Origin of the sequence: Mesotoga sp., from assembly GCF_035363035.1 — a bacterium.
Taxonomy (GTDB): domain Bacteria; phylum Thermotogota; class Thermotogae; order Petrotogales; family Kosmotogaceae; genus Mesotoga.
Map to the genome: position 1 here is coordinate 1 of NZ_DAOSEH010000068.1, position 12,194 is coordinate 12,194.

The 12,194-nt window shown below is 50.4% G+C and carries 11 protein-coding genes; 5 read left to right on the forward strand and 6 right to left on the reverse strand.

The genetic code is table 11. From position 1 onward, the window contains the following. Nucleotides 1-405: 405 nt before the first annotated feature. Nucleotides 406-1,158, reverse strand: coding sequence for a MerR family transcriptional regulator (locus PKX57_RS09340; protein WP_472416958.1), 753 nt, complete (start codon nucleotides 1,156-1,158; stop codon nucleotides 406-408). A 107-nt stretch (nucleotides 1,159-1,265) separates the two neighbouring features. Continuing rightward, on the reverse strand, nucleotides 1,266-1,919 hold the full coding sequence (locus tag PKX57_RS09345) for an HAD-IA family hydrolase (protein ID WP_213920732.1): 654 nt from the start codon (nucleotides 1,917-1,919) through the stop codon (nucleotides 1,266-1,268). Between the two features lie 136 nt (nucleotides 1,920-2,055). On the opposite strand from PKX57_RS09345, the gene PKX57_RS09350 reads away from it, so the two are divergent. Then, complete coding sequence (locus PKX57_RS09350; RefSeq protein ID WP_213920731.1) at nucleotides 2,056-2,736, forward strand: hypothetical protein; 681 nt, start codon at nucleotides 2,056-2,058, stop codon at nucleotides 2,734-2,736. Continuing rightward, nucleotides 2,729-4,012: a PhoPQ-activated protein PqaA family protein gene (locus PKX57_RS09355; protein WP_213920730.1), complete on the forward strand. Its 1,284-nt coding sequence runs from the start codon at nucleotides 2,729-2,731 to the stop codon at nucleotides 4,010-4,012. Before PKX57_RS09350 ends, PKX57_RS09355 begins: the two co-directional genes overlap by 8 nt. Nucleotides 4,013-4,045: 33 nt before the next feature. On the opposite strand, the gene PKX57_RS09360 is transcribed toward PKX57_RS09355, so the two are convergent. Together PKX57_RS09360 and PKX57_RS09365 are read right to left on the reverse strand one after the other, a co-directional pair. Continuing rightward, nucleotides 4,046-5,233, reverse strand: a complete 1,188-nt coding sequence (locus PKX57_RS09360) for an ABC transporter permease (protein WP_472411766.1) — start codon at nucleotides 5,231-5,233, stop codon at nucleotides 4,046-4,048. Beyond that, complete coding sequence (locus PKX57_RS09365) at nucleotides 5,226-5,975, reverse strand: ABC transporter ATP-binding protein (protein ID WP_472411765.1); 750 nt, start codon at nucleotides 5,973-5,975, stop codon at nucleotides 5,226-5,228. The genes PKX57_RS09360 and PKX57_RS09365 overlap by 8 nt, the downstream gene beginning before the upstream one ends. Before the next feature lie 214 nt (nucleotides 5,976-6,189). Here PKX57_RS09365 and PKX57_RS09370 point away from each other — a divergent pair, with 214 nt between their 5' ends. The 3 genes from PKX57_RS09370 (at nucleotide 6,190) to PKX57_RS09380 (ending at nucleotide 9,699) form a co-directional block, all read left to right on the forward strand. Next, nucleotides 6,190-7,620 carry a TldD/PmbA family protein gene (locus PKX57_RS09370; RefSeq protein WP_472416960.1) on the forward strand — a complete coding sequence of 477 codons (1,431 nt, stop codon included), beginning with the start codon at nucleotides 6,190-6,192 and terminating at the stop codon, nucleotides 7,618-7,620. After that, nucleotides 7,620-8,894 (forward strand): metallopeptidase TldD-related protein, encoded by a 1,275-nt coding sequence (locus tag PKX57_RS09375; protein WP_472416962.1) that lies wholly within the window; start codon nucleotides 7,620-7,622, stop codon nucleotides 8,892-8,894. Before PKX57_RS09370 ends, PKX57_RS09375 begins: the two co-directional genes overlap by 1 nt. Before the next feature lie 139 nt (nucleotides 8,895-9,033). Beyond that, the gene (locus PKX57_RS09380; RefSeq protein WP_472416964.1) at nucleotides 9,034-9,699 is read left to right on the forward strand and encodes a nitroreductase family protein; all 666 of its coding nucleotides are present in this window, start codon (nucleotides 9,034-9,036) and stop codon (nucleotides 9,697-9,699) included. Nucleotides 9,700-9,708: 9 nt separating this feature from the next. Here PKX57_RS09380 and PKX57_RS09385 read toward each other — a convergent pair whose 3' ends face one another. Together PKX57_RS09385 and PKX57_RS09390 are read right to left on the reverse strand one after the other, a co-directional pair. Next, nucleotides 9,709-11,478, reverse strand: a complete 1,770-nt coding sequence (locus PKX57_RS09385; protein WP_472416966.1) for a GGDEF domain-containing protein — start codon at nucleotides 11,476-11,478, stop codon at nucleotides 9,709-9,711. A gap of 40 nt (nucleotides 11,479-11,518) precedes the next feature. Next, the coding region (locus PKX57_RS09390; RefSeq protein WP_213920217.1) for a protease inhibitor I42 family protein at nucleotides 11,519-12,194 on the reverse strand (676 nt) is incomplete at its 5' end.

Below are 12,194 nucleotides of genomic sequence, written 5' to 3' on the forward strand. Positions count from 1 at the left end.
TACGCGCCGACATCGGGAAAAACGGCCGTGGTGTTCCGTATCAACGACGATAACATTATAGCGAGCGGCACATCTCCATCAATAAGCTTTGCGGGAGTCACCACGTTCGAGGGAGAAGCCGTTTCCGTACCCGAGACGGATATCCAGTTCACCATCACCGACGTACCTTCGGAAAATTACTCGGCCTCGTGCCTTCTGAGCGATGGAGAGGCTGCGCTTAAAGCGATAATACCCGCGGATGCGGGCAGTTGTTCTCACTATCGCAATCGTCGATTCCAACTCACAATACACCGGAAGCGGTCAATGGGCATTCACGATCAAGTGAAAATTGTGAACCTTTCCACTCTGTAGTAAGGTATCGACATTTATCGGATTAAAAAGAAGAGAGCCCCGGGGCTCTCTTCTTCATTGTGCCGATTCCCCACGCTCGGCGTATATGCGCATCGCGTTCGAGAGAAAGACAGACAACCCTTCCCCGTATTTGTCGATGTTTCTGGTGAAGCGCTCGTCGTCGACATACATCTTTCCTATTCCCGCGAAGACGTCGAGCGTGTAATGATAACCGAAGCTCTCGTTGAAGAGTCTGTACATTCTGTCGATAGCCCTCTGCGCCACTTCGGAATCAGGAGCTTCTTTGCGGATCGCGGCCAGTTCTTTGAAAAGCTCATCCATAGTTTTCGCCATGACTTCCCTCTCTTCCCCGGACTTCGATTCGAGAAAGGCGTTGCTTCTCTCCACAGTCTCGTTTCCCCAGAGCCGGCGCGCCTCTTCTTCGTACGGATTCTTTGAAAAGTCGAACCCGTCGAACTTTTCCTTCTGTGTCATGATATTCACTCCTTTCAGAGATTCGATGGTTCTTTCGAGTGTGCCCAGCATAGTTTCGATACGCCTCTTCTCGTGCAACAGGTACTTTCTCTGCAGCTCGAAGGTCTTCTCCCTGTCGAAAGACGGGCTGTTCAAAAGGTCGCGTATCCTTTGCAGGGAGAAGCCGCACTCCTTGAAGAAAAGTATCTGTTGCAGCCTGTCCAGATCGCTTTCCGAGTATTCTCGGTAGTCGTTCTCCCGGTTGCGCCGCGGGCACAGGAGCCCCATCCTGTCGTAGTGGTGAAGCGCCCGTACGCTGATACCGGTAAGGTTCGCCACTTCTTTTACGTTCATCGGCCTCCCCTCCTCGCAGTTCCAATCATAAACTATGACGCAAGGTGATAGTCAAGACCGCTAAGAGGAATGGTTTTCTTTGTCGCGACTCGAAGCGAAAAGCGATCTCAAAGGACTATGTGCTGGAGTTCTTCAAGGCTTGTGATCCTGGGAGCGTAGTCGGGATAAGATCCCGAACGATCTATCAGCACTCCCTTTATACCGGCTCCGGCCGCCCCCATCATATCCACCCTGATGCTGTCTCCGACGAATATCACGTCGTCTCTCTCCAGGCCCATCAAATGAAGCGCCCGGTCGAATATCTCGCAAGAGGGTTTATAAGATCTCGCCATTTCCGAGGTCAATAGGACGTGGTGGGGGATTCTGTTGTTTCTTATCGCTTCGTTCACGAAGGAAGTGTCGGCGTTGGTGATTATCGCGATTGTGTATTCTCTGAAGAGTTTCTTCAGGATCTTCGCGTCGGGATAGGCCGGGAGCTTGCCGAAGGAAGAGTACATGTAGTTGCAGTAAGACTCGATGTCTCCGCTCAGGTCGAATTTCCTTATCATCTCGTCTATTAGCAGATAGTAATAGAACTTCTCCGGTTGAAAGGCCGACTTGTGATAGTCTTTGAAGTGCTTTCTGTATAGCCTGACAAACTCGTTTTCCAGCTCTTCAAAATCGGCCGTGCCATCGTTTGCCATCTTCTCGCAGACGGGTCCGAAGAGTCTGTGATTGCTAACTATGGTGCCAAAGAGATCGAAAATCATACCTTTAATCATCAGAGACTCCTTTTATGTATGAATATTGTGGACATATTAGGGCGTTTTTTGTATAATTGAATATATATATTTTAGCATCTGTTCCGGCTTACGATCTACTTGTGTTTCGGCGCTGAGGGGACAGGAGGTGTTTCTTATGTCCCGTGAAGTACGTCTTCTATGGCTTCACAGCAATCTTTCGAAAGATGGGTTGCCTTCGCTAGACGATTTTGCGAAAAAGTTCAGTATATCCACCAGGCAGGCCAAGAGGGATATCAAGTACCTGAGGACCAATCTCGGGGCTCCTCTCTCTTATTCCAGAGAGAGGTCCGGTTATTCATATACGAAGCCTTACGATATTCCCTCACTCTTCTCCGGTTCGCTAGGTATGGAAATCCCTAGCAGAAGCGAGATACGACAGACTCTGCTGAAGGCGATTGAGGAGGAGAAGGCTCTCAGAGTCCTGCTGGAAAACGGAAGGGCCGTTTACTTCCATCCTGCCTGTTCGGACGAAAGGCAGGAGATATTCGCCGGTCCGGGAGAGGGAGACGGGCTTCTCTTCATACAGGTCGGCGAAATAATAGAGATCCGCAAATCCAGAAGAAAGTATATGAAAGAGCCTATGCTCTGGAAGAGGAGGCTGCCCGTCGACGCCGTGGTAGAAAAAGCCGTCTTCGAAAAGGCGGGCGAGCTTTTCACGCACTACTTCTTCGATCTCGAAGACTTGATCGATTTCATCTTGAACAACAGAGGCATAAGGCTCAAGGGCGAGGCCTCCGCGGTGGATCGGATACGCAACGCCGCGAATACTTTACTGGAGGTTGTCGATAGTGATTAGATCGAAAATCGTTTATCTATTTCTCTTTCTTCTGTTCGCCGCTTTTGCGTGCGCCGGCAATTTGCGCGAACTTGTGTACGGGGAATCGCTTCCGGAAACTCTGGCCGAAGCCGGGGCCCGGGTCGTGGATACTCCGTCGGCGGGACTTATAAGGATAGAAACCCTTCTTTTCAATCCTTTCAACTGGCAGGGCATCCAATGGCAGAACCACCTGCTTATCATCCGGCCTCCGAGTGTTCAGTCGAGAGTGGCCCTGATCTTCATAACGGGCGACTACTCTTATTCGGAGGATGAGCTGGTGGTATTCCGGCTGATGGCGCTCCAGAACAGGGCGTACGTGGCCGTTCTCTTCGACGTTCCCAACCAGCCGCTCTTTAGAGGAAAGAGGGAGGACTGGCTGATCAGCCATACTTTCCTTGAGTTTCTCAGAACCGGTGATCCACGGTGGCCGGCGCTCGTACCGATGGTCGAATCGGCTGTAGTTTCGATGAACCTAATCCATGATTACGCCTCGAGCAGCGGCGACACTGTCGAGGGGTTCGTTCTGAGCGGAGGATCGAAACGCGGGTGGACCACCTGGCTCACGGCGGCGATCGATGAGAGGGTGGAGGGCATCGTTCCGATAGCCTACGACAACCTCAATCTCGCCGACCAGATGCGGCACCAGCTGGACTTCTGGGGAAGCTACAGCCGTTCCATTAGAGAGTACGTGGATAGCGGCATACTCAACGACCTAGACGATCCGAAGAAGCGAGAACTTCTGGAATTGGTGGATCCCTTTACTTACAGGGATTCGCTCGATCTGCCCAAGCTCATCGTTGTGGGAACCAACGATCCGTACTGGCCCGTAGATGCCGCCAACCTTTATATAGACGACCTTCCCGGTTACTCCGCCATGGTGTACGCACCCAACGCCGGTCACGGCACCGAAGTTTACAGGGTCACCCAGGCGATCCAGGGGATGATCTCCCATCTGAACACCGGGCTGGAATTTCCCTCTATCGAGATCTTTCTCGAAGAGACCGCCTCGAACGTGAAAATTAGTTTAAATGTCGATGAGAGAGACTCCAAGCTCGTGGAATTGCGGCTTTTTCACTCTCTCTCGGCCGTCAGGGATTTTCGCAAGGCCTTCTTCGAATACGAAACGATCGGGAAAGAAGAGGAGATAATCGTCGATAGAGTCTCATTCAACGCTTTCTACATAGAGGGAGTTTTCACTTTCAACGGCAAAGAGCTGCTGATCTCTACACCCGTAAAAGTAATCGAAGCGCCCTGATCGGGCGCTTCGAATTTGTCGATCCGGCCGGTTTTACGAACCGGAGGAATCCATTATCTTCTCGCTGTTGAATACCTTCGCCAGCGCGAATATCAGGACCGAAACATATGTCAGGTTGCTCAAGAGCATAAGTAAAAAGCGCCAGCTCACGAACTGCAAGGTTATTATGTCCTTCATGACGAATATCGAGTTTATTAGCGGGATGATGTACAGGAGCGGGTTGTCCGGAGATTCCATCTGCATGGTGGCAACGCCCAGGACTACGGCGAAAATGTAGATCGGAAGTATGTAGCCGCCGCCCTCCTTTATGTTTCTGGCCAGCGAACCGAGGAGCACGATGATCGAAGCGGCCAGCCCTGCCATAGTGAGAAGTGTTACGAAAAGTCCGGCCAGAGTGGAAGGAGAAAGAGACGAGAAGTTCATCTCTCCGGCGCCGAAGGCCGGGCCTCCCAGTCTGAAAGCGATCATCAGGCCAATGAAGGTGAAGACACTGTTGAGCACCGCGATCATCATCACATAGAGGATTTTGCCCATCGCTATCGAAGTCCTGGAGACCTGATTCACGAGCAGGACCGGCATGCTGCCCCTTTCCTTCTCGCCTGCGGTGGTATCAAGGCCTATGTTCATTGCTCCGGAGAATATATATATCAGCAGAAAGTACGGTATCAAAACCGCGAGAAACTCCGTTCCGCGTGACTCTTCGGGGGCGACATCCTCCTGCTGAACGCTGACCATATTGAGATCGGCCAGCGTTAAACCGTGCTGTGCCAGCCTGTCGGCGAGCAAGAGGCTCGAGTAATTCGAGAGGGCGTTTCTAATCATCTGGGCGCCGTAGGAAGAGCCTCTCGAGGTCGAATTGAAGTAAACCTTCGCGTCTAGCCCTTCGCCCCTCGCGATTCTCTGATCGCTGTCGGCAGGGAACTCTACGATCAAATAATTGTCTCTGGATAAAACCGCCTCTTTGTCTGTGTTCTGAACGGCCCTGTACTTAATCAGGCCGCCGAGTATCCCTTCGAAGCGTTCATCGGGAAGATTCACCAGATTCACCTCGTACACGGTCTCTTCGAAGGATTTGGCCTGCGAGGTGCTGACGGTGTTGATCACCAAGAAAATAATCGGCATGATCAGCATGGGGAGTATAAGGACCGCGAAGATGGTCCTTCCATCTTTGAAAACGTTTTTCAGTTCTTTCCTGAAGATGATGAGGACGTCTCTAAGCATTTTCCATTACCCCCTCTCTTTCGGCCACTTTGAAGAAGAGGTCTTCAAGGTTGTCCTCGTTGAACTTCCCGTACAGGCCCTCGAGCGAATCGTTTTCGACCAGGCGGCCTTTGAATATTATACCGACGTTGTCACATAGTTTTTCGGCGACAGCCATTATATGAGTCGATATTATTATCGTCTTCCCCTGCCTGCGATAATCCTTCAAGAACTCCGTTACAGTTCTCGCGGTCAGTATGTCCAGACCGTTCGTAGGTTCGTCGAAGATTATTACTTCGGGGTTGTGAATAAGGCTCACGGCCATCGCTGCCTTTTGTTTCATACCGCTTGAGAGCTTTCCGACCTGTTTGTCCAGAAATTCCCCCATGTCCAGATATTCGGCCATTTCCCTGATAGCCTTCTTTATATCGCCGTTCTGCATATGGTTGAGTTCTCCGAAGAACTGGAGCAACTCTCTGGGGGTCAAGTTGCCGGAAAGTTTCATGTCGCTGGTAAGGAAACCGATCCTCTTGCGTACCTGGGTCGCATCTTTGACCGAATCGAACCCCATCACCTGCGCTTTACCCGAATCCGGTTTCAAAAGAGTGGCGATAATACGCAAAGTAGTCGTCTTGCCCGCCCCGTTGGGACCGAGCAACCCGTATATTCTGCCTGGTTGCGCCTTGAAGCTCACTCCATCGACGGCTTTCACCTTTTTCTTTCTGCTTTCGAAGGTCTTCTCTATTGAACTGATCTCGACCATCCTGTACCTCCTTGTGGTTGAAATTCTCCGGGGATGTTAATCCCCGGTCAACCAGAAAAACGCTATTTTAGTTTAACTTCAATTACTTTCTATATTATGAGCCATATAGTAAATAATATCAAGTGGTATTTTCAGTTATTTCATTTATTGATTAACTATAGTATAATGGTCTTCAGAACAGGGCAAGTTACAACGGAAAATCAGGAGGTAGACAATGAAAGTTGGAAAATCTCGGTTTTTACTCGATAAAAAGCCCGCTTTGAAGAAGCTGGTAGAGCTTCTAGGAGAGACGTATCCATATGTCTCCATCCTCGGAACCGATGTGGCGGGCAAAGCCTACAAGGTCACTACAACCGGAATCACCGTGAAGGGAAGCGACTGGTCGGAAAGGGGATTCGTGATCAGGGTGCATGACGGGCAGAGATACTTCGAGTATTCATTCAACGAAGTAGATGAAGACTCCCTCGAGGAAATCGCCGAATACGTAAGGAAAAGAACGGGAAGCGCTTCGAAGAGCGTGAAGGAGCTTTCGCTCTCTTACACTTCTCTGACACCGCCTGAGGAAGAGAAAAGCGAGATCGATTTCGAAGGCGAGGTGGCGATACTGCCCGGCAAGATGAGTCCGGGCGAGATAATCCAGAAACTTGCCTCCATAAGGGACAGAGCCCATGCGATTTCCGAAGAGATAGTTAACGTGATGACGCTTATGGAGAACGTGAGGGTCAGCAAGCTCTTCGTATCGGCCAAGAAAGACCTTTATCAATCGTACATGTGGTCTCAGGGGTATCTTTACGTGCTGGCCAGGCGCGACAGAGACACCAAATACGGTATCGAGGGCTTTTCGGGTCTCAAAGGACTGGAAATACTCGACGAAATGGAAAGCAAGATCGACAAAGTCGTTGACAACGCGCGCATGTTGCTATCGGCTGAGCGAATCGAGCCCGGTGTTTACGATGTAATCTGTTCTCCCGATGTGGCCGGACTGATAGCTCACGAGGCCTTCGGCCACGGCGTGGAAATGGATATGTTCGTCAAGGGAAGGGCGAAAGCCGTGGAATACATGGACAGAGAAGTCGCCTCCGGGCTTGTCACGATGCACGACGGGGCCGCTTCGGCGAGAGAAGTCTCATCGTACGTTTTCGACGATGAAGGAACTCTGGCCCACGACACTGTGATCATCAACGGGGGTATTTTGAAGCGAGGTATATCCGATATCATATCGGCGACGGTTCTGGGCACCGAACCCACCGGAAATGGAAAAAGGGAGTCTTTCGAACGCAAAGCGTACGCCAGAATGACGAACACTTACTTTGCCCCCGGGTCCGACTCTCTGGAAGAGATGATCTCTTCTATCGAGTATGGATATCTCCTGGAGAATTATTACAGCGGTATGGAAGATCCGAAAAATTGGGGAATCCAGTGTGTGATCGCCTACGGGAGAGAGATAAAGGATGGAAAATTCACCGGAAAGGTCGTGTCTCCCGTGATGATGACCGGTTATGTTCCCACCCTGTTGAAATCGATCTCCATGGTCTCCGGAGAAATCGAGCTTTCCGGAACCGGTGCCTGCGGCAAGGGTCACAAAGAATTCGCAAAGGTTTCCTCCGGAGGACCATACATAAAAGCCAAAGCGAGGTTGGGATAATGCTTGAAAAGATAGTCAAACGTCTCCAGAAAGCCGATATAAACGGCTGGAAAATAGAAGAGAAATTCATCGAAGGTCAGGAATATTTCTTCGTCAAGAGAGAACTGGATCTGAGTCGGGCGAAAAAAGTGAGGCATTTCGACCTCACCGTTTACAGAGATTTCTACGAATCTGGAAAGAAGTACAGGGGCAGTTCCAGCACCAGATTATCGCCCACGATGTCGGATGACGAATTGCAGGTCGCGATAGACGAGGCTGCCTTTGCGGCCGGTTTCGTGAAGAATCCGTGGTATCCGTTAGTTTCTTCTATGGTGGAACGACTGGAACCGCCTGATCACGACCTTCAGGAACTCTCATCGGACGCGATAGGGGCGATTTTCAGGGCCGATAACCGCGAGAGGGCCTGGCTCAACTCGATGGAACTGTTCGTAACCAGGAACGGCCACAGGATAATCAACTCCGAAGGTGTCGATGTATCCTACACCCGATACAGAACGTATATCGAGACGATCGTGAATGCCTCCGGGAAGGAAGAGGTTGAGCTGTACGACCAGTTGTTGCTATCGCTTCCAGAAAAGAGAACAATAGAGGAAAGAATCACCGATCTCCTGGGAAAGGCGATCGATAGATCTCAGGCCATATCGACTCCCTCCCTTAAGGCGATACCGGTAATACTCACCGGCGACCCGACCAAAGAAGTCGCGCGGTACTATCTCAACCAGTCGAGCGCCAGGATGAAGTACGATAGGATCTCGCAGGTTGAGCCCGGAGAGTCGGTGCAGGGAGACGAGACAGGCGACAGAATAAACTTGAGCCTCGTTCCAGACCTGGAGGGATCTTACTTTTCAGCCCCCTTCGACGAGGATGGTTTCAAATTGATGAGAAGAGATATAGTCAAGAACGGTCTGCTCAAGGGGTACTGGGGCAACTTGAGGTACTCCAGCTACCTCGGTGTCGAAACCACCGGATCGGCAATGAACTTTTCTCTGCTCCCGGGCAGTATGGGTATCGAAGAGATGAGATCCAGCCCACACCTGGAAGTTCCCAATTTTTCCGCCGTCGAAGTGGACGAGACGACCGGCGATTTCGGGGGAGAGATAAGACTGGGTTGGTATTTCGATGGGACAAAAAGAATACCGGTGACCGGCGGGTCGATCACGGGCAATCTGAGAGACATCAAATCTCTTTATCTATCGCGCGAAGTCGAACTGGAAAGCGATTACCTGGGGCCAAAATCTATGATGATAGAAGGCTTCAATATATCCGGTGAATGATCGCTCGAACAAAATTCGCAGTAGATTCAATCTAATATACAGACAGGAAGTTCGCATAACAGTTGAAGCCTCGGAATGTAGTCAATGCTTAAAGAAATTCCCCAGGCCGGTACCTGGTGAAGCGAAAGGAGGAGGAGTAATGATAATCGAGACGATAAGGATTAGGCATTCTACAAGAAAATTCCTACCTTACAACCTCTCCGAAGATGAGAAAAAACATATCAAGGAATTCATGGCCGGTGTTTCTTCCCTCCATTCCCGTCATCTGGAGTGGGTTCTAACCGATCACAACAAGGGTTCGGGTGTCATATACGCTCCCTGCCCGGACAAATCCTCATGCCTTGTGGAGTACGGTTTTCAGGGCGAGCAGATAGTACTTGAGCTCACCAAAATGAATCTCGCCACTTGCTGGAACGCGAGTATAAAGATCAACGCCGCTCCGGCCGGGATAGTTGTGGGTAAAGAGGAGACCGGCAAACTTTCTCTGAACGATCTGTTGACCGGTATGGGAAAGAGAAAAGAACTCCCGGCTCTGGTTGAAGGGCCTGTCCCCCAGGACGAGAAACTACTACAGATACTTGAAGCCTGCAGGCTCGCACCCTCGGCCATGAACAGACAACCCTGGAAATTCAGCGTGCAGAAGGACGGCTTATACATCTGGACAAAGTCCGATCTTCTTGGTAATCACCACTGGTTGGATCTGGGGATAGTTCTCGCCCACGCCTTTCTCGCGGCGAAAGAATTCTTCAAAAATGTATCGATAGAGAAAGCGGCCGGTGAAAAATACAGGCTTATCATGCGCTGACAGGAGAGGTCATTCCTCGATTCTGGATTTATTTGTCTTTCCGTTCGTTCGGCCCTTGTTGGAGTACATTCTCTCGTCGGCCACTATCAGCAGTTCGCGTACACTCTTACCGTCCTCGGGAAAGAGGGCTACCCCTATGCTCGTCGAAAGATAGATACTTTTGTTCTCAACAATGAAAGGCTCTTTGAAGGAATTCCTTATCCTCTTTATAACTTCGGCGGCCTCTTCTTTTCCGGTAGAGGGCAGAACGTAAACAAACTCGTCGCCGCCCATTCTGGCTATTAGATCGCTACTGCGGCATATGGAATTCAATCTCTTTCCGACTTCCTTCAACAATTCATCTCCAAAATCATGTCCCATCGTATCGTTGACACCTTTGAAGTCATTGAGGTCCAGATAGAGAATCGTCATTTCTTCGCCCATTCTACGGAGGTACTCGATCTGTCTGGCCGAGTAATCGAAGAAATACCGTCTGTTGGGAAGGCCCGTGAGTGGATCCTCCAGAGAAAGCCTTTCCAACAGTTCGCGCTGTTTGTTCAGCTCTCTCTCCAGACGAAGCCTCGAAAGAAGAACGGCCACCGCCCTGCCGAAGCTGGCGGCGATTTCCTGGATTTCGGGATTGTCGAAAACGGTCGAGGATTTTAGACTGTCGAGGTTGAAGTACATCATGACCTTACCGTCGATGAGTATGGGAATGGTGATGGTACTCTTGATTTCTCCTAGCCGACCGGCCGTAAGGATTATTCTCTGACGCTCGTCGTCCATCTCGTAGTCAACAGCGTAATCCTTTATCACCGTTACCCTGTCGCTGTTGGCCTGGATCAGTTCATCGGTGGCGAAGGATACCTTTTTGAGTTCTTCAAAATCGTAGTTGCAGGCCGCAACGTAATGGAACCTCTCATCTTCCTCCTTCAGCAGGAAAACACCGGCATCGGCGCCGGGAAAGGCTTCGACACACCTAAAAAGAAAATCGTGGTATGCGTTGTTATCCAGACCGCTCTCCAGTGCTTCCGTCACCACTTCGTTCAAAGCCCTGTGGAACCTGTTCAGTTCCCTCAGAGATAGTTCCATCGCTTTGATCCTGGTTATGTCTCTGAAGGCGAATATTATATAATCGGGGATTCCCTTATCGTTTTTGACGAGCGAGGCATTTACCTGAACGTCTATCTCTTTTCCGTTCTTTCCGGCGTACCTGGCCTCGTAGGGAGATATCGTTTCGCCTTTCATAACTCTCTCCATCATCTCACCGTGAAATTCCAGCTCTTGAGGGAGCACGATATCGTAAATGGAGAGCCTTTTCAGCTCTTCGGGCTCATAGCCGAGTATCTTGCGGGCCGCTTCGTTGAAACGAACAGTATTATCTTTGAGATTGCGCAAGATTACCCCTTCGTTGGAACCGTTTATTATGGTCTCGTGTTCGATTATCATAATCCTCAGATTTCTCACATGCAGCACAATATAGTATAGTAGAACGATTGCCGCTATAATAGACAAAACAACGGCAAGCGTCTCGAAGAGGATGAGCCCGGTTATGGACTGTAGAAGATCCATATAGACCGACAGGGATATGAGCAGGAGCCCCGCGGGAATCCCGGGGTGAACGAGACTCCTCTTGAGCACGAACGCCACCACAAGGGATGCGCCGACCAGAACCGACTCGCTGAGAACGGTCAAAAGCCTTGCGGGTTTCTCCGAGGGTATAACGAAAATGAATACTCCCGCAAGAAAGACGCATATGAGAAAGACTGAAACTCGAAACCAGCTGAAACGTACTTTCAAGATAAATTCACCCCGGATTTCCCTTTCTTGATAACTTCGCTCACTCGACAAACACGTTGAAAGCCCTGAAATCTACAGCCGATCCTTCCCCTTCCCACGATCTGAAGTATCTGAACACAATTGTGGTGTAACCTTCGTCAACGGCCTGAAAGGTCCATATGACTTTCGCGGGAGCCCCGACCAGACCGCTGGTGTCTGCGATGGTCTCTTTCTTGATTTCCTGAAGGCCCTCTCCAAGAATATGATATCTCCAGGTGTAACCGGTGCTTCCATTCTCTTCCAGAGTCACGGTCGCCGTCGATCCGAGCGCCATCTCGTTCAGCACTATCTTCAGATCCACCTGGCCTTTCTCCTCTCCGCTCACATCTACAGTCACCGCTCTGAAATCTATGGCCTTCCTCTCTCCCTCCCAGTCTCTGTAGAGCTTGAGAGTAAGCAGCGCCTTTCCTTCTTTTGCGGCCGTCATTATCCAGCCCTTGACGGACGGTGCGCCCGGAAAGGCCGAACCGGCCATGTGTTCTTCGAGGAAATTGCGGAGAACATTGGAAGGTTCCGCGCCTATGTGCCACAGGTAACCGGTGGCGGGGGTTTCATCGATTTCTAGAACGGCCAGCTGCGTCGCTTTCATCTGGTTGCCAGAATCTTTCAATTCAATCGAGAACAGTACCGTGAACGTTGAGACCAGCAGCAAAACAAGGATAAAACTTCTCTTCATG